The sequence below is a fragment of the Microbacterium sp. SORGH_AS_0888 genome (assembly GCF_030818905.1).
Classification (GTDB): Bacteria; Actinomycetota; Actinomycetes; order Actinomycetales; family Microbacteriaceae; genus Microbacterium.
The window spans coordinates 140,003-156,958 of the sequence record NZ_JAUTAZ010000001.1 but is presented as its reverse complement, the minus strand read 5'-3'; the positions used below and the strand labels follow the sequence as shown (position 1 = coordinate 156,958).

Here is a 16,956-nt window from a genome sequence, read left to right as displayed (position 1 = left end):
CGTCGCGCGCCCGCGCGACGGATGCTGCGGCGCGTCGGCGCCCCAGCCCGAGAGAGAGAAGACATCCATGAAGACATCCACCCGCACCCTGGCCGCCGGCATCCTCGCCGCCGGGCTCGTCATCGCCGCACCCCTGGCAGCGAGCGCCCACGTGACGGCGACGCCGCAGGGCGATCCCGCCGCCGGCGGCTACGGCCTCGTCACCTTCGCCTTCAGCCACGGCTGCAAGGAGTCCCCCACGACCGCGATCTCGATCGACATGCCCGCGGGGCTCGACTCCGTCACGCCCACCGTGACGCCGGGCTGGCAGGTGAAGGTCACTCGGGCCAACGGCGACGGGCTCGTGCAGAACGTGACCTACACGGCGGACCAGCCGGTCCAGACGGGCCTGCGGGTCGCGTTCGACCTGTCGGTCAAGTACAGCAAGGATGCGGCCGGAAAGACGCTGTCGTTCCCCGTCGTGCAGTCCTGCGTCCAGGGCGAGACGGACTGGACGCAGATCCCCGCGGACGGTCAGGACCCGGAGTCGCTGGACACCCCGGCGCCGTCGGTCAAGGTCGGCGCCGCCGTCGCGGACTCCGGCGATGACGACGGCGACGGCGACGGCGACCACAACGCGCATGCCATGGCCGCGCCCGCGGCGGACGGCACCGGCACCGGCACCACCGGCGTCTGGCTGGGCGCCGGCGGCCTCGCCGCGGGGCTCGCCGGACTGGTCACGGGCATCGTCGCGCTGCGCCGCGCTCGCCGCTGACGCAGTGGGCGGGGTCCCGGCCGCAGCGGCCGGGGCCCTGCCGTCTGCTTGAATGGAAGCCCATGTCGACACCCGATGCCTCCGCCGCCCTGCCGCCCGTCCTCCGGCCGTCGAACCCGCCGAGACGGAGCCTCGCGGAACTCGCGCGCCTCGCCGGCGCCCGCACGATCGGCGCGTTCGAGGACGTCACGATCAGCGGCATCACGCTGGCCACCGGCGACCTGCGCGCCGGTGAGACCTTCGTCGCCCTGCCCGGGCTCCACCGCCACGGCGCGGAGTTCGCCGCCGACGCCGCCGCCCGCGGAGCCGTCGCCATCATCACGGACGAGGACGGCGCCGAGCGCGCCGCGGCATCCGGTCTCCCGGTGCTCGTCATCGACGAGCCGCGCGCCCACCTCGGCGCGCTGTCGGCCTGGGTCTACGGGACCGGCCCGGACGACGATCTGCCCCTCCTGCTCGGCACGACGGGCACGAACGGCAAGACGAGCGTGTCCCACCTGCTGGAGGGGATGCTGAACCAGCTCGGGGTCGTCACCGGCCTCTCCTCCACGGCGGAACGCCACATCGCCGGGCAGGTCATCGTGTCGCGGCTCACGACGCCGGAGGCGAGCGAGTTCCATGCGCTCCTCGCGCTCATGCGCGAACGCGGTGTCGAGGCGGTCGCCGTCGAGGTCAGCGCACAGGCGCTGAGCCGGCGGCGTGTCGACGGCCTCGTCTTCGACGTCGCGGCCTTCACCAACCTCACCCACGATCATCTCGACGACTACGCCGACATGACCGAGTATCTGGAGGCGAAGCTCCCGCTGTTCCGTCCCGACCGGTCGCGGCGCGCCGTCATCTGCCTCGACTCCCCCGCCGGGCGCGAGGTCGTCGCGCGCTGCGAAGTTCCGCACACCACGATCGCGACGCCGGCCATCACGGCGAACGCGGACGATGCCGCGGGCGCCGACTGGACCGTCGAGATCATCGAGGAACGGCAGGACGGCACCCGGTTCTCGCTCAGTGGCCCGGCCGGGCGGTTGGAGACGACGGTTCCCGTGATCGGCCGCCACATGGCGGCGAACGCGGGACTCGCGATCGTCATGCTCCTCGAGGCCGGGTACGCCTGGGAGCGGCTCGCCGACGCGCTCGACGGCGGGCGCATCGACGCCTATCTCCCCGGCCGCACGCAGCTCGTGTCGGGCGAGCGGGGCCCGGCCGTCTACGTCGACTTCGGGCACTCTCCGGATGCGTTCGAGAAGACGCTGGCCGCGGTACGGCGCGTGACGCCCGGTCGCGTGCTGTTCCTGTTCGGCGCCGACGGCGACCGCGACGCGACCAAGCGCCACGACATGGGCCGCACCGGCGTCGAGGGCAGCGACATCCTCGTGATCACCGATCACCACCCCCGCCACGAGGACCCGGACGCCATCCGCGCGACCCTCCTCGAGGGCGCGCGCCGTGCACGACCGGATGCGGAGATCCTCGAGCTCTCGCCGCCCGAACGGGCGATCCGCGAGGCCGTGGCACTCGTCGGCGAGGGTGACGCGATCCTGTGGTGCGGGCCCGGGCACCAGGACTACCGCGACATCCGCGGGGTCCGCACGCCCTACTCGGCGCGCGAGCTGGCCCGGCGCGCCCTCCGTGACGCCGGATGGCCGGTCCCGGAGCCGCACTGGCCCGTGCCCTACCCGGTCGACGCGACGCCCGATTCCGACCCGACGCGCCCGTCCCGCTAGGCGCGATGCCCGGGCAGCTGTCTCGGAGACGGGGCGAGCGGAGGAGCTGCGCGGCCGAGAAGATCGACGTCAAGCGCTGAGGTCCGCGAGCAGACGCGAGCTCGGCCGCGACTACGTGGCGCCACCGCTGGAAGGTGTGTGGCGGGCGGACGACATGGATGCGTTCACGGCGGCGAGAGACACGTCGCAGTGGGACTGCGACGATGATGCTCATGGTTCCCGAGTGGATCGACGAGGCGATGTTCCACGCAGCCGTCGACGTCATCGCAGCCAAGGGGTCGGCCGATCGGCTGGAGCACGTGCGGATCGAGACCCTCGCTGAGGGGCTCTGCGTGCAGACGCTGCACCTCGGCTCCTCCGACGACGACGCAGACGTGCTGCGCGAGATGCACCATCGGCTCATCCCCCGTCAAGGGCTCCGGCTGAGCGGGAGGCACCACGAGATCTGCGTCGGCGGCGTCCGCCGGGTCGCCCCCGACAGGCTCCGCCAACCCGTCATCACGTCGTCGACGACGAGAGGGTCGGGGCGGCTAGCGAACGGCGATGAGAGCGTCGGCCGTGCGACGTGCCCATGCCTCGGCATCGGCGAGCGACTCTCTGGTGAGCGCGTCCGGCGCCTCGTGCGCGTCCACGACGCGCGCCACCGTGTCGACGATGCCCGTGAACGGCAGGCGCCCCTCGTGGAAGGCGTCCACGGCCTGCTCGTTCGCGGCGTTGAAGACGGCGGGATACGTGCCTCCCGCGCCCCCGACCCGCTTCGCGAGGCGCACGGCGGGGAACGCCTCGTCGTCGAGCGGCTCGAACGTCCAGGCCTGCGCGCGAGTCCAGTCGATCGGGGCTCCCACGCCGCTCACCCGATGCGGCCAGTCGAGCCCGAGCGAGATCGGCAGCCGCATGTCCGGCGGCGACGCCTGCGCGATCGTGGAGCCGTCGACGAACTCGACCATGGAGTGCACGACCGACTGCGGGTGGACGACGACGTCGATGCGGTCGTAGGGGATGTCGAACAGCAGGTGGGCCTCGATCACCTCGAGGCCCTTGTTCACGAGCGTGGCGGAGTTGGTGGTCACCACACGTCCCATGTCCCACGTGGGATGCGCCAACGCCTGCTGCGGCGTGACGTCGACGAGCTCGGCACGGGAGCGTCCGCGGAACGGCCCGCCCGAGGCGGTGACGACGAGCCGGCGCACCTCGGCGTGCTCGCCCGCCAGGAGCGCCTGCGCGATGGCGGAGTGCTCGGAGTCGACCGGCACGATCTGGCCCGGAGCGGCGAGGCGCGTCACGAGCTCGCCGCCCACGATCAGAGACTCCTTGTTCGCGAGCGCGAGGACCCGGCCGGCCTCCAGTGCCGCCAGCGTCGGGCCGAGGCCGACCGACCCGGTGATGCCGTTGAGGACGACGTCGGTGGCGACGTCGCGGACGAGCTGCTCGGCCTCCGCCGCGCCGAGCGCCGTGTCCTCGACCCCGAACTCGGCCGCCTGCGCGGCGAGGCCGGCGCGATCGGTCCCGGCCGCGAGACCCACGACCTCGAAGCGTCCGGGGTTGCGACGCACGACATCCAGGGCCTGGGTGCCGATCGAACCCGTGGAGCCCAGGATCAGGATGCGTCGCATCCCGTCAGCCTACCGACGCGGGAAGGTCATCCCCGCGCGGTGCTCTGGAGCGAGATCACGAACACGAGGGTCTGTCCGCCCAGGCCGTTGCTCGTCGTCGCGGTGCCGTATCCGCACTCCGGCGGGATGACGACGACCAGCTGCGAGCCGACCTTCTGGCCGACGAGGGCGTTGCCGAAGCCCGCGACGACCTGGCTGGTCGTGAACGTCGCCGGCTGGCCGCGGGTCCAGCTCGAGTCGAACACCGTGCCGTCGGACCACTTGATGCCGTGATAGTTCAGCGTGACCGAGTCGCCGGCCTGGACGGTGTCGCCGTCGCCCTCCGTCAGCACCTGCTCGGTCACGGACGTCGGCGGCGTCTGCCCGCTCGGCACCGTCACGGTCGGCACGCCCTTGTCGTCCCACGTGACGGTCGGCATCGGGGCACCCGAGGCCGGGGCCTGCGGCTGGCACCACTGAGCAGCCGGCGTGGACGAGAGCAGGTCGATCACGTAGACGGCCGCGGGGTTGGAGTTCGCCGCGGGGACCGTGATGACCGCACGGCTGCCGACGGTGCCGCAGCCGAAGGCGCTGCCGAGGATGCTGTTGGCGACCATGGGGGCGGGCGGGTCATCCGACTTGTAGTCCGCCAGGGACTTGCCCGTGGCCGGGTCGTAGCCGGCGTAGCCGATCGTCACGTAGTCGCCGTCGGCGACGGCGGGGCCCGTGCCCTTGACGACCGTCGTCGCCTGCACGCCGGTGACGTCGAGCGGCGCCGTGAAGGTGACGGTGGGCGCGGATCCGACGTCGCCGGTCACCGACACCGCATCGCTCGCCGCGCCGGATGCCGCGACGCTGTCGCACAGCGAGGCAGCCGCCGAGGCGGCGGGGTCGGCAGAGCCGGAGGCGCTGGGCGATCCCGCCGAGGAACAGCCGGCCAGGGCGAGCAACGCCACGGCGACGACGGAAAGGGTGGCGAGCGGGCGGACGCGCACGGGTGACCTCATTCGTTGGGGCAGGGAATCCCTCCATCATGGCGCACCGGAGTTCTGCGCGGGCTGGGAAGCACCACATGCGCAGCGGGGAATGCGATCGGGAGTACCCTCGTGAGGTGACTTCCGCGGACCGAGCCGACGACGACATCCCCGCCGCCGACGACGCCGAGGCCGTCCCCGCCTCGTCGGCCGGGTTCGCCTACTTCTTCGGTAGACGCGTCGTCGCCCCGCTCGCCCGACTCGCGTATCTGCCGCACATCGAGGGCCGCGACAACGTCCCGCGCACGGGCGCGGTGATCCTCGCGAGCAATCACCTGTCGTTCATCGACTCGTTCGCGATCCCCCTCGCTGCCCCCCGGACCGTGCACTTCCTCGCGAAGTCGAGCTACTTCGAGGGCACCGGCGTGAAGGGATGGATCGCCCGCGAGTTCTTCACCGGCCTGGGCGCGAGCCCTGTCGAGCGCGGCGCCGGTCAGGCGGCTCTCGACGCCCTGGAGCAGCAGCGTCGCATGCTGGAGACGGGCAAGGCCATCGCGCTCTACCCGGAGGGCACGCGCTCGCTGGACGGACGGCTGTACAAGGGCCGCACGGGCGTCGCCTTCCTCGCGCTGCAGACCGGCGCCCCCGTGGTCCCGGTGGGCCTGCTCGGCACGAACGACGCGATGCCGGTGGGCGCGAAGTTCCCTCGGCTGCGGCCGCGCGTGACGATCAAGTTCGGCACGCCGCTGGATCTCACCCCCCACGGCCCCGCCACCTCCGGCAAGGCGAGGCGCCTCGCGACGGACGAGATCATGGCCGCGATCCACGCCCTGTCCGGGCAGGAGCTCGCCGGCGCCTACAACGAGGTGCCCGCGCACGGCGCGATCGAACGCCTCAAGCAGGCGCTGCCGCACGAACGCCGCTGACGCGGCCCGTCACGCGCCGACGACCGTGATGGTCGCCTCGTGCCGAACCGGGAAGTTCACGGAGTTCGCGATGAAGCACCAGGCGTTCGCCTGCGCGTGCGCAGCCTCGGCGGCCTCGCGCATGCCCTCCTCGGCGATCACGACCTCCGGGTGCAGCACCGCCTCGACGAACGCCCCGCCGCCCCGGCCGTCCTCGCGCATCACGGCGGTCGCGGTGTCGCGATAGCCCACGACGACGACGCCGACGGTGACGCACGCGTGCAGGTAGGAGAGCAGGTGGCACTCGCTGAGGGCCGCCAGCAGCATGTCCTCGGGGTTCCAGCGCGCCGGATCTCCGCGGAAGGGGCGGTCGGCCGAGGCGAGCAGCGACGGCTTGCCGTCGACCTCGATCGTGACCGAGCGGTCGTAGTCGCGATAACCGCTCGTTCCCGTCCCGCGGTCTCCGGTCCAGGTCGCGGTCAGCCGGTACTCGTGTTCGCCGATCATGATCGAAGTCTCGCACGCCGCCGCCGGTAGGCTGAACGGATGCCGCAGACCTTCTCCCCGGGTGCCGCCGCAGAGCTCGCCGTCGTGGAGCGCAGCGGCTTCGTCGAGTCCCGGCACGTCGGCTCGGCCGTCGTGCTGGGCGCTGACGGAACGGTGATCCGCACGCTCGGCGACCCCGCCGCGCCGATCCTGCCGCGCTCCGCGCTGAAGCCGTTGCAGGCCCTCGCCTGTCTGACGGCCGGCGCCGAGCTCGTGGACGAGCAGCTCGGGCTGGCGACGGCCAGCCACAGCGGCACCGACCGTCACGTCGGTGTCGTCCGCGACATCCTCGCCGGCGCGGATCTCACCGAGGACGACCTCGCGTGCCCGCCGGCCTGGCCGGAGGACGCGTCGACCCGCGACGAGCTCGTCCGAGATCTCGCGCGTCCGACGCGCATCCGCATGACGTGCTCGGGGAAGCACGCCGCGATGCTGCGCGCGTGCCGCGCGAGCGGCTGGGACACCGACGGCTACCTCGAGCCGGCGCATCCGCTGCAGTCCCACATCCTGCAGGTCGTCGAGCGGCTGACCGGCGAACGCCCCACGACGGTGGCGACGGACGGATGCGGGGCGCCCGTTCCCGCGGTCTCGCTGACCGGGCTCGCTCGCGCCCTCCACCGGATGGGCACCGCGAGCGAGCGGTCGCCGTTCGCGATGCACCGGCTCGGCGCGATGATCCTGCAGGCCGTCCGCACGCACCCCTGGACGGTGGCCGGCCCGGGCCGGCCCGACACGATGATCGCCGAGCGCACGGGCTCCTTCTCGAAGTTCGGCGCGGAGGGCGTGGCCACCCTGGTCGCCCCCGACGGGACGACCGTGGCGCTGAAGGTCCTCGACGGCAGCGGACGCGCGGCGGCGGCGGTCGCCCTCACGCTGCTGGAGCAGGCGGGCGCGCTGGCCCCGGCCGTCGTGGAGCGGTCGCTGCAGGATCTCCCGCTCGTCGTGCACGGCGGCGGCGCCCCGGTCGGCCGCATCCGTCCGGTCGTCTGAGCGGGCGTCGGCTCGCGTCGTCGACGCGGCGGATGGACTCCGTCGGCCCCCGGGGAGGGCGCGCCCCTCATCCGACCGCGCGGAGCCGACGATCCTGGGCTCCGGGAAGCAGGATGCGGCGGGCCGGGCGTCCCTCTGCGATGAGCCACCCGCGGCCCCTCCCCGTCTCGCAGAACGGCGGCAGCGACCGGTCGCCCGTGAGCAGCCGGTAGTCGGCCGCGCACTCGGCCGCGATCACGAGCTCCGCGTCAGCGCGCAGGGCGGTGAACCGCGCCCACGCCCGCTGCCAGCCGTCCGAGTCGCCGACGAGCACCCGGGGCCGATCGCGGCCCCCGGGCTCGCCGGCGGGTCCGTCGACCTCGGCGCCGGAGCCGGACAGCGCCGCCTCGACCCGCCGCACGGCGGCGGCCCCCGGAAGCACCGCCATGCTGAGTCCCGGCTGCGGCCGCCAGACCGGGACGGTGTCGCCTCCGGGAGCGGCGGGACCGGCGGCCTCGGCGAACTGCACGGTCAGGCCGTCGATCGTGCCGCGTCCGCGGGGAGCCTGTGCGTCATACGTCGCGGGGTCGAACCCGGCGCCGACGTGGTCGAGGCGCGTGGGCAGCCGCAGCTGTGCGCGACGCGAGCACAGCTCGATCAGGCGGGCGTGGACGCCGACGGCGCGAGCGCACGAGAGCACGGGCCGCACGCCCCACCCGCGCACGAGCTCGACGAGCCGATCGACGACCGCCGTCGCGTAGTCGGCCGGATATCTGCTGAGCAGCAGGTCGAGATCGTCGCAGAGGAGGAGCACGCCGGGCGCCGGCGGCTCCTCCATCACGGCCGTCACGCGATCCCAGGCGACCTCCGGGTCCCGAGGCAGGACGATCGCGGTCGGGTCCTGCGTCGCGAGCGCGGCCAGCAGCGCGCTACGTCCGGAGACGGGACCGCCGATGACGGCGAGCCCGGTGTCCTCGCGACCGAGCGTCACGGCCTCCTGCCGCTGCCGCTCGGGCTCGTCGGCGAGCCCGAGGACGAGTCCGGCCGCGACACGCGGCGCCTCGGCGAGCGGCAACCGTGCCGGCAGCGGAGGCAGCCACACCGCGGGCGCGGGCGCCGCGCCGGCGGCCGCGGAGAGGGCAGCGATGTCGTCGTCGGCGGTCCGCGCCACGCGCACGGCCGCGATCGGCAGACCGGGCACGCGCACGTGGGCGATGCCGCGCTCGGTCTCGGTGGCCGCATCGATCGCGTCCAGGAGCGCGCGGCTGTCGGCGGCGTCGGTCACGCGCAGGCCGATCCGCAGCGGGCAGTTGGCCAGGATCGCCTCGCGGACGACGCCGGTCACACGCTGGGTGCCGAGCACGAGATGGATGCCGAGCCCGCGTCCGCGGGCCGCGACGTCCGTGAACACGGCGGCCAGCTCGGGCGCCTGCTGCAGGAGGGCGGCGAACTCGTCGACGACGACGACGAGCCGGGGCATCCGCGCGGCCGGATGATCGACATCCGTCGCCCCCGCCGCGGCGAGCTCCGCCTCGCGGCGTCGGATCTCCGCCCGTAGCGACTCGATCGCACGCCGTGTGCCTCGCGCGTCGAGGTCCGTCACCACCCCGGTGACGTGCGGGAGGGAGGCCAGCCGCCGGAACGCCGTCCCGCCCTTGAAGTCGACGAGCAGGAACGTCACCGCGTCGGGTCCGCGCCCGGCCGCCATGGCGGCGACCCACGTCACCAGCAGCTCGCTCTTCCCGGATCCCGTCACGCCCGCGACGACGGCGTGTGGACCGTCGGCGACGAGGTCGAGCTCAGTGGGACCGCCGACGCCCATGCCGACGACGGCCGCGAGACCGGTGCCGACCGCCGCAGGCAGCCGCTCCCGCCACACCTCGTCGGGAAGGGTGCGGCCGAGCGCCAGATCGCGCCCACGGCGCGCGAGGAGGCCGACGACCGCCTGCGCCTGCGACTCCGAGAGCGCCTCCACGTTCACCGTGCGCAGCTGCCCCTCGTGGTCGAGGACGCCGCGGCACGGTCCCGTCAACGTCAGCACGGCGGCGCATGCCGGTGGCGGCGCGGCGCCCGCCGCCACCGCCGTCACCACGACGTCGTCGCGACCGAAGGGCGGCGCGAGCCGCAGGGAGGCATCGCCCGTGGGTGCGTAGCCGGCCGCCCATCCCGGCGCCGGCGCCGCCAGCCGCAGCTCACCGGGCGGACGCCGGCAGAGCAGCTGCACCGCCAGCGCGCGCACGACGGCCGCGGCCCACGGCTCGGGCCCCATCACCGCGATCCCCGCCTCCACCGGGACCACGATCGGGGCATCCGCAAGGCGTTCCGCGAACCGGCGGAGCTCGTCCGCCCCGGCCCCGTCACCGCCGACACGCACCGAGCTGGGAGCCTCGCCGCGTCCGACGACGACGCCGGCGGTCCTGCCCGGAACCCGGCGCCACAGCTCCGCCGGAGCGGTCGCGAGGCGCGCGAGGTCGGGATGCCGCTCGGCGGCCTCCGCGCGCTCCCGAGCGTGCGCCTCCGAGACGCGGATGCGGAGGTCGGCGATCAGGCGTTCCCGCTCCCGTTCGTCCCGCCGCCGTTCCCGTCGAGCGGCTCGCCGCGCGTCGAGGGACGACGCCACCGCCATCATGGGCCCGAGGGCGGCGAAGCACAGGGCGAACAGCGACCCCGTGACGAGCCAGAGGATGACGGCCCCCACGACCGGCACGGCCGCGGCCGCGAGCGGGACGGAGCCCCGCCGCGGCGGCGGGGCAGGAGCGGGGAGGGTGAAGACGGGTGGCGTGGTCATGCGCCCAGTGAACCCCGACCATCACGGGGACGAGCGACCACGGCCGCAGTCCGTGGAGAACCGCCGGCGGCGTCGCGCTTGGGGAGAAGGGGTCAGCCCACGGCGACGTCGAGCACGATGACCGTCACGTTGTCGCGACCGCCGTTCTCGAGTGCCGCGTCCAGCATCGCGTCGACGGCCGCGGCCGGATCGGCGTTCTCATTGAGGAAGTGCTGGATCCCGTAGTCCGTGAGCTCCTTCGTGAGGCCGTCGGAACAGACCACGAACCGGTCGCCGTCCTGCACGTCGAGGCGCACGTAGTCGGGCTTGACGCTGTCGCTGGGACCCACGGCACGGGTGATCACGTTGCCGTAGGGGTGGTTCTCGGCCTCTTCGGGGCTCAGCCGGCCGGCGGCCACGAGCTCCTGCACCACCGAGTGATCGGTCGTGATCTGCACGAGCGTGTCCTCGCGCAGGAGGTACACGCGAGAGTCGCCGATGTTGAGCGTCACCCAGTGCGGCTCGGCACCCGCGACATCCAGGTACAGCCCCGTCACGGTCGTGCCGGTGCCCTCGTCCGTGGTCTCGGGATGTGAGGCGATGTCCTTGACCGCCCGAGCGAGCGCCTTCTCGATCGCCTTGGGGGTCACCGTGCCCCCCTCGACCATGGCGGAGAGCCGTGAGACCGTGCTGGCGCTTGCGATCTCACCGCCGATGTGACCGCCCATGCCGTCGGCCACCACGAACAGCGGGTAGGAGGCAAGGACCGCGTCCTGATTGATCTCCCGGCGTCGGCCCACGTCCGTGGCCGCCGCCCAGGTCAGCTCCACCGCGCCGGAGTCCAGCGCGACCCGACGCGAGCGGGTCGTGGTCTCGGGCACTGAGATGTCCTCCGGTCGCCTGCTTCCGCCCCGCGCACAGCCGCGCGGCATCCTCACATCTTAGTCGGAACCTCGGCCGCCCCGTCGTCGGCCGGCGCCTCGAACTGGGCGTTGTACAGACTCCAGTAGGCACCCCGCTCGCTCAGCAGCTCCTCGTGGCGCCCCTGCTCGACGATCGCACCGTCCGCCATGACCAGGATGAGATCGGCGTCGCGGATGGTGGAGAGCCGGTGAGCGATGACGAACGCGGTCCGGTCCCGGCGGAGCCGGGTCATGGCGCGCTGGATCAGCAGCTCCGTGCGCGTGTCGACCGAGCTCGTCGCCTCGTCGAGGATGAGGATGCGGGGATCCGCCAGGAACGCGCGGGCGATCGTCACCAGCTGCCGCTCCCCCGCCGACAGGTTGGCGGCGTCGTCGTCGAGCATGGTGTCGTAGCCGTCGGGCAGCGCGTGCACGAACCGGTCGACGTACGCCGCGGTCGCGGCTTCCCGGATCTCCTCGTCCGTCGCGTCCGGACGCCCGTATGCGATGTTCTCGCGGATCGTGCCGGAGAACAGCCACGTGTCCTGCAGCACCATCCCGGTGCGTCCGCGGAGGTCCGCACGCGTCATCCTCCGGGTGTCGAGACCGTCGAGGGCGATGACTCCGCCATCCACGTCGTAGAACCGCATCACGAGGTTCACGAGCGTCGTCTTCCCGGCGCCCGTGGGCCCCACGATCGCGACGGTGCGACCGGGGCGGGCATCGAGGTCGAGTCCCTCGATGAGGGGCCGGTCCGGCGTGTAGCGGAAGGAGACGTCGCGGAACGCCAGGTGCCCGGCGCCGTCCTCGACCGTCTCGGCGGGCTCGGGGTCCGGCGTCTCGTCGGGCTCGTCGAGCAGCTCGAAGACGCGTTCGGCGCTCGCGACGCCGGACTGCAGCAGGTTCGCCATCGAGCCGAGCTGCGACAGCGGCTGGGTGAACTGGCGGGAGTACTGGATGAAGGCCTGCACGTCGCCGATGGAGATCATCCCCGCGGCGACCTGCAGGCCGCCCGCGACGGCGATCGCGACGTAGACGAGGTTGCCGATGAACATCATGGCCGGTTGGATGAGGCCGGAGACGAACTGCGCGCCGAAGCCGGCCCGGTACAGCTCGGCGTTCTCCGCCGCGAAATCGGCCTCCACCTCTCGCTGATGGCCGAAGACCTTCACGAGCGCGTGCCCGGAGAACGTCTCCTCGACGCGTGCGTTGAGGACTCCGGTCGCCCGCCACTGGGCGACGAAGAGCTTCTGCGACCGGCGTGCGACGAGGACCGTGACCCCCAGCGTGAGCGGGATGGTCACGAGCGCGACGAGGGCGAGGATCGGCGAGATCACGAACATCATCACGATGACGCCGACGACGGTCAACAGCGATGTCACGACCTGGGAGAGCGTCTGCTGCATGGACTGGCCGACGTTGTCGACGTCGTTGGTCACACGACTCAGCAGCTCACCTCGCTGCATGCGGTCGAAGTACGAGAGCGGAAGCCGATGGATCTTGTCCTCGACCTGCGTGCGCAGCCGGTGCATGGCGCGCTGCACGATGCCGTTCAGCAGCCGCGCCTGGAGCCACGCGAACAACGCGGCGACGACATAGACGGCCAGCACGGTCAGCAGGACGCGGCCGAGCGCCGCGAAGTCGAGCCCTTGCCCGGGCACGAAGTCGACGGTGGACAGAAGGTCCGCCTGCGCCTGACGGCCGGAGGCGGTGAGCTGCTCGAGGAGCTGCTGCTTCGTCGTGCCCGGCGGCACCGAGCCGAGCTGCGCGGACACGAAGCCGGCCACCACGATGTTGGTCGCCGTCCCGAGCAGCTTGGGACCGAGGACGCTCAGGGCGACGCTCACCGCGCCCGCGACGGCGACGACCGCCAGGAGCGCGGCGTCAGGACGCAGCGTCGACAGCAGGCGCCGCGCGCTCGCCCCGAAGTTCCGCGGCTTCTGCGTGGCCGCACCGGCCGGCCGGAGGGGTCGCCCTGGCGCGCTCATGCCGCGGCCTCCGCCGAGAGCTGCGAGTCGACGATCTCACGGTAGGTCTCGCACTCCCGGACCAGCTCGTCATGACGTCCGAGTCCCACGACGCGTCCGTGCTCGAGCACCACGATCTGGTCCGCGTTCTGGATCGTCGAGACCCGCTGGGCCACCACGATCCGGGATGCGGCGGGCAGCCGGACGTCGAGCGCACGGCGCAGCGCGGCATCCGTCCGCAGGTCCAGCGCCGAGAACGCGTCGTCGAACACGTACACGGCCGCCTTCTTCACGAGCGCCCGCGCGATGGCCAGACGTTGCCGCTGCCCACCGGAAAGGTTGGTCCCGCCCTGCGCGACGGGCGCCGCGAGCCCGTCCGGCATCGCTTCGACGAAGTCCCGGCCCTGCGCGATCTCCAGCGCCTGCCACAGCTCGTCCTCGCTCGCCTCGGCGCGACCGTAGCGGAGATTGGCGGCGACCGTGCCCGAGAAGAGGAAGGCCCTCTGGGGCACGAGGCCGATCCGCGACCACAGGTCGTCCGGCTCGAGGTCACGGACGTCGACGCCGTCGACCGTGACACGGCCCGCGGTCACGTCGAACAGCCGCGGCACCAGTCCCACGAGCGTGGTCTTGCCTGCGCCGGTCGAGCCGATGACCGCGGTCGTCGTCCCGGGCTCCACGACGAAGGACACGTCGCGGAGGACCGGTTCGGCGGCCCCGGGGTAGGCGAAGTCGACGTGCTCGAAGGCGACGCGCCCCGTGACGGCAGGAGCGGGGACCGGATTCCGCGGCGCGACCACAGACGGCTCGGTGTCGAGCACCTCTCCGATGCGGGTGGCGCACACCGCGGCTCTCGGGATCATGACGAACATGAACGTCGCCATCATGACCCCCATGAGGATCTGCATCATGTAGCTGAGGAATGCGAAGAGCGTTCCCACCTGCGTGGTCCCGGCGTCGATCTGGAACGCCCCGAACCAGACCACCGCGACGCTGGACGCGTTCAGCACGAGCATCACAACGGGGAACATGAGCGCCATGAGGTTGCCGGCGTGAAGCGCCGTGTCTCTCACCTCCGCGCTCGCCCGGTCGAAGCGCTGGCGCTCCTCCCGCTCGCGCACGAAGGCCCTGACCACCCGGATGCCCGTGAGCTGCTCGCGCAGGATCTGGTTGATGCGGTCGATGCGGCGCTGCATGGTCCGGAACGCGGGCACCATGCGCACGACGATGAGGGACACCAGCACGAGCAGCACCGGGACCGAGACGGCCATGAGCCAGGACAGCGACGCGTCGACCTGGATCGCGAAGACCACGCCGCCGATCGCGAGGATCGGCGCCGAGACCATCAGCGTCGCGGAGACCTGGACGAGCATCTGCACCTGCTGCACGTCGTTGGTGCTCCGCGTGATCAGCGACGGCGCACCGAAGGCTCCGACCTCCCGCTGCGAGAAGCCGACGATCCGATGGAAGAGATCGTGACGGAGGTCACGGCCCAGGCCCATCGCCAGGCGGGAGCCGAAGAAGACCGCGGCGATCGCGAACGCGATCTGTCCGAGGCTGATCGCGAGCATCAGCATCCCCGTCGACCAGATGTGTCCGATGTCGCCCGTGATCACCCCGTTGTTGATGATGTCGGCGTTGAGCGCGGGCAGCCACAGCGATGCCAGCGACTGCGCGACCTGGAACGCGAGCACGCCGACGATGAGCGGCCAGTGGGGCCGCAGGTAGCGGATCAGGAGTCTGCCGAGCACGTCGCGTCCCCTCCTCGTGGCTCTCCGGCGACGCCGTAGAGGATGAACTGCACGAGCTCCTCCTCGCTGAGCGCGCCGGCACCGCCCTGGTGCACCGCGCTGGCGGCGACACCGGCCATGCGCATGATCGAGGCCATCCGCTCCGGCGCGATCCGCAGCCGAGCGGCGTCCGAGGCGAAGACGGCCGCGACGGCACGGCGATACTCCTCGTCGTCACCGCGGGAGAAGAAGCGTGGCGCCTCCTCCCGTGGCACGAGCGAGAGCATGCGGAAGGCCTCGCTGCCCCACTGCCGCGAGCCGTGGACGAGTCGGGCGACCTTCTCCGGCAGCGGCAACGACGCATCCGGCACCTCAGCCTGCCGCCGCTCCCGCGCCTGGGTGAAGAACGTCCGCACGGCCTCACGGATGAGCGACTCCTTGTCGCCGAATGCACGGAAGATCGTGCCCTCCGCGATGCCGAGGTGCTCCGCGAGCTGGCGGGTCGTGAGCGAGGAGCCGTGCTCGAGCAGGAGCGGGACGGCGGCCCCCGCGATCATCGCCCGGCGCTCGTCCGGCGGCATCGGAGCCGCCCGCCCGCGGGCGGCGGTCGCCGCATCAGGAGTCTCGATCATCACGAACGCAGCTTAATGAGTGAGCACTCACTCCGCAATCTCCTTCTCCACCGCGCCGGGTGCAGAAGGCCGTACCACGGGCGCCTCACCCCCCGCAACGCCCGTTGCGAGGATCCCCCTCCAGCCGCTACCTTGTCGGATGCGCACGACGATCACATCCGCGTGCGTTCTCGTGCCTATAGAGAGGCTTTTCATGAGCGACAACATCCCCCACCCCGAGCAGCCGCCCATCCCTCCCCAGCAGCCTCCGGCCTCCCCGCAGCCCCCCTCCTACCAGCCGCCGGCCGCGCCGCAGCAGCCGGGCGCCTACCCGCCGCCCGGTGGGTACCAGCAGCCGGGCGGCTACCCGCAGCCGGGCTACCAGCAGGCCCCGTACGCCGGCGGCGCGCAGCCCCTGACCGCCGACGGCGACCGCCAGGCCGCGATGTGGGCGCACATCGGCGGAGTCGTCGGCTTCCTGCCCTCGCTCCTGATCTGGCTCATCCTGAAGGATCGCGGTCCCCGCGTGGCGGTGGAGGGCAAGGAGGCGCTGAACTGGCAGATCACCTGGATCATCGCCTACGTCGCGCTCGGCATCCTGAGCGTGATCGTCGGCGCCATCCCGTTCCTCGGGATCATCGCGATCCTCTTCGGGCTCCTCCAGTTCGCCCTCTGGGTCGTCAACGTGATCTTCTCGATCATCGGCGGCGTGCGAGTGAACGCGGGCGGCAGCTACCGCTACCCGGTCAACTTCCGCTTCATCAAGTGACGTAGAGCCGCCATTCGGCGGTCGTCGCGTCGACACGAAGGCCCCGGTCGCGCATCCACCCCAGGATGCCGGCCGGGGTCTTCGCACGTGGCCGATCCGACGCGAGCGCACGGACCAGCTCGCCCTTGGCGTGCTTGTTGAAGTGGTTGAGGGCGCGCGCAGCACCCGATTCCGTCTCGGTCACGACCCGGACGTACGCCGAGGGGATCTCCGCCGGGACCGGGCCGAGGGCCGCGTACGCCTCGGACCGCAGATCGAGCACGAACGACGGCGAGAGCTCGAGCAGCGCCGCGGAGACGGCATCCGCCCAGAGTCGCCGGAGGGGCGGGGCCCCCGGGAGGGACGTCGCCGCGCCGAGCCGATACGCCGGGATCGGATCGAGCGCGCCCACCGGACCGAACGGCGCGGAGTGGATCAGGACGTGCGCGCCCAGCCACCGCAGCGCCGGCCGATCCAACGACGCGGCATCGAGCGCATCGAAGAGCACCCCGGTGTACCGGTCGATCGCGGGCATCGTCGGTCCGGTCCACAGCGCCGCGTTCACCGCGATCTCGCCCCGCTGCCGCTCCCCCAGCTTCAGGACGCGCGCAGCCGCATCCGGGTCCGCGGAAAGGGCGACGAGCGCATCGAGGACCCTGCGCCGCTCCGGGGCGAGCTGCGGCAGGGCGAGCGCGCCGACCTGGATCGGCGGGCCGGAGCCGCCCGCACGCTTCGTCTCGGAGGGCGGGAGCAGGATCAGCATGAGCAGCGAG

Annotated in this window: 14 protein-coding genes; 5 read left to right on the top strand and 9 right to left on the bottom strand. The window is 72.6% G+C overall.

Annotated elements, in window-relative coordinates; all coding sequences use genetic code 11:
- Nucleotides 1-67: 67 nt before the first annotated feature.
- Nucleotides 68-754 carry a YcnI family protein gene (locus QE381_RS00730; RefSeq protein ID WP_307214603.1) on the top strand — a complete coding sequence of 229 codons (687 nt, stop codon included), beginning with the start codon at nucleotides 68-70 and terminating at the stop codon, nucleotides 752-754.
- Between the two features lie 62 nt (nucleotides 755-816).
- A complete protein-coding gene (locus tag QE381_RS00725; RefSeq protein ID WP_307214602.1) occupies nucleotides 817-2,472 on the top strand; it encodes a Mur ligase family protein in 1,656 nt (551 codons plus the stop codon).
- Nucleotides 2,473-3,002: 530 nt separating this feature from the next.
- Here QE381_RS00725 and dxr read toward each other — a convergent pair.
- Together dxr and QE381_RS00715 are read right to left on the bottom strand one after the other, a co-directional pair.
- Entirely contained in the window at nucleotides 3,003-4,085 is a 1,083-nt protein-coding gene (dxr, locus tag QE381_RS00720; protein ID WP_307214600.1) for a 1-deoxy-D-xylulose-5-phosphate reductoisomerase, read from the bottom strand.
- Between the two features lie 26 nt (nucleotides 4,086-4,111).
- Nucleotides 4,112-5,059, bottom strand: coding sequence for an FKBP-type peptidyl-prolyl cis-trans isomerase (locus QE381_RS00715; protein WP_307214599.1), 948 nt, complete (start codon nucleotides 5,057-5,059; stop codon nucleotides 4,112-4,114).
- A 146-nt stretch (nucleotides 5,060-5,205) separates the two neighbouring features.
- On the opposite strand from QE381_RS00715, the gene QE381_RS00710 reads away from it, so the two are divergent.
- The gene (locus QE381_RS00710) at nucleotides 5,206-5,964 is read left to right on the top strand and encodes a lysophospholipid acyltransferase family protein (protein ID WP_373426969.1); all 759 of its coding nucleotides are present in this window, start codon (nucleotides 5,206-5,208) and stop codon (nucleotides 5,962-5,964) included.
- Nucleotides 5,965-5,973: 9 nt separating this feature from the next.
- Here QE381_RS00710 and QE381_RS00705 read toward each other — a convergent pair whose 3' ends face one another.
- Entirely contained in the window at nucleotides 5,974-6,450 is a 477-nt protein-coding gene (locus QE381_RS00705) for an OsmC family protein (RefSeq protein WP_307214595.1), read from the bottom strand.
- A gap of 39 nt (nucleotides 6,451-6,489) precedes the next feature.
- Between QE381_RS00705 and QE381_RS00700 the strand changes: the two genes are divergently transcribed.
- The gene (locus QE381_RS00700; protein WP_307214593.1) at nucleotides 6,490-7,479 is read left to right on the top strand and encodes an asparaginase; all 990 of its coding nucleotides are present in this window, start codon (nucleotides 6,490-6,492) and stop codon (nucleotides 7,477-7,479) included.
- 67 nt (nucleotides 7,480-7,546) lie between these two features.
- Here the strand turns inward: QE381_RS00700 and QE381_RS00695 are convergent, their stop codons facing one another.
- From QE381_RS00695 to QE381_RS00675, 5 genes are all read right to left on the bottom strand, one after another.
- Nucleotides 7,547-10,246 carry an FtsK/SpoIIIE domain-containing protein gene (locus tag QE381_RS00695; protein WP_307214592.1) on the bottom strand — a complete coding sequence of 900 codons (2,700 nt, stop codon included), beginning with the start codon at nucleotides 10,244-10,246 and terminating at the stop codon, nucleotides 7,547-7,549.
- A gap of 92 nt (nucleotides 10,247-10,338) precedes the next feature.
- Nucleotides 10,339-11,106, bottom strand: a complete 768-nt coding sequence (locus QE381_RS00690) for a PP2C family serine/threonine-protein phosphatase (protein ID WP_307214590.1) — start codon at nucleotides 11,104-11,106, stop codon at nucleotides 10,339-10,341.
- 53 nt (nucleotides 11,107-11,159) lie between these two features.
- Nucleotides 11,160-13,115, bottom strand: coding sequence for an ABC transporter ATP-binding protein (locus QE381_RS00685; protein WP_307214588.1), 1,956 nt, complete (start codon nucleotides 13,113-13,115; stop codon nucleotides 11,160-11,162).
- Nucleotides 13,112-14,845 carry an ABC transporter ATP-binding protein gene (locus QE381_RS00680; protein WP_307214586.1) on the bottom strand — a complete coding sequence of 578 codons (1,734 nt, stop codon included), beginning with the start codon at nucleotides 14,843-14,845 and terminating at the stop codon, nucleotides 13,112-13,114. The genes QE381_RS00685 and QE381_RS00680 overlap by 4 nt, the downstream gene beginning before the upstream one ends.
- Nucleotides 14,827-15,456, bottom strand: a complete 630-nt coding sequence (locus QE381_RS00675) for a TetR/AcrR family transcriptional regulator (RefSeq protein ID WP_307214584.1) — start codon at nucleotides 15,454-15,456, stop codon at nucleotides 14,827-14,829. Before QE381_RS00675 ends, QE381_RS00680 begins: the two co-directional genes overlap by 19 nt.
- A gap of 193 nt (nucleotides 15,457-15,649) precedes the next feature.
- Between QE381_RS00675 and QE381_RS00670 the strand changes: the two genes are divergently transcribed.
- The gene (locus tag QE381_RS00670; protein ID WP_307214582.1) at nucleotides 15,650-16,204 is read left to right on the top strand and encodes a DUF4870 domain-containing protein; all 555 of its coding nucleotides are present in this window, start codon (nucleotides 15,650-15,652) and stop codon (nucleotides 16,202-16,204) included.
- Here the strand turns inward: QE381_RS00670 and QE381_RS00665 are convergent.
- Entirely contained in the window at nucleotides 16,197-16,946 is a 750-nt protein-coding gene (locus QE381_RS00665) for a YaaA family protein (protein ID WP_307214580.1), read from the bottom strand. The two genes, QE381_RS00670 and QE381_RS00665, sit on opposite strands and share 8 nt — an antisense overlap.
- Nucleotides 16,947-16,956: the final 10 nt, after the last annotated feature.

Bases quoted from the DNA above. Each gene is read 5' to 3' on its own strand.
- QE381_RS00700 (WP_307214593.1), top strand. From the start codon at position 6,490: ATGCCGCAGACCTTCTCCCCGGGTGCCGCCGCAGAGCTCGCCGTCGTG.
- QE381_RS00725 (WP_307214602.1), top strand. From the start codon at position 817: ATGTCGACACCCGATGCCTCCGCCGCCCTGCCGCCCGTCCTCCGGCCG.
- QE381_RS00665 (WP_307214580.1), bottom strand. From the start codon at position 16,946: ATGCTGATCCTGCTCCCGCCCTCCGAGACGAAGCGTGCGGGCGGCTCC.
- QE381_RS00685 (WP_307214588.1), bottom strand. From the start codon at position 13,115: ATGAGCGCGCCAGGGCGACCCCTCCGGCCGGCCGGTGCGGCCACGCAG.
- dxr (WP_307214600.1), bottom strand. From the start codon at position 4,085: ATGCGACGCATCCTGATCCTGGGCTCCACGGGTTCGATCGGCACCCAG.
- QE381_RS00730 (WP_307214603.1), top strand. From the start codon at position 68: ATGAAGACATCCACCCGCACCCTGGCCGCCGGCATCCTCGCCGCCGGG.
- QE381_RS00670 (WP_307214582.1), top strand. From the start codon at position 15,650: ATGAGCGACAACATCCCCCACCCCGAGCAGCCGCCCATCCCTCCCCAG.
- QE381_RS00705 (WP_307214595.1), bottom strand. From the start codon at position 6,450: ATGATCGGCGAACACGAGTACCGGCTGACCGCGACCTGGACCGGAGAC.
- QE381_RS00675 (WP_307214584.1), bottom strand. From the start codon at position 15,456: ATGATCGAGACTCCTGATGCGGCGACCGCCGCCCGCGGGCGGGCGGCT.
- QE381_RS00695 (WP_307214592.1), bottom strand. From the start codon at position 10,246: ATGACCACGCCACCCGTCTTCACCCTCCCCGCTCCTGCCCCGCCGCCG.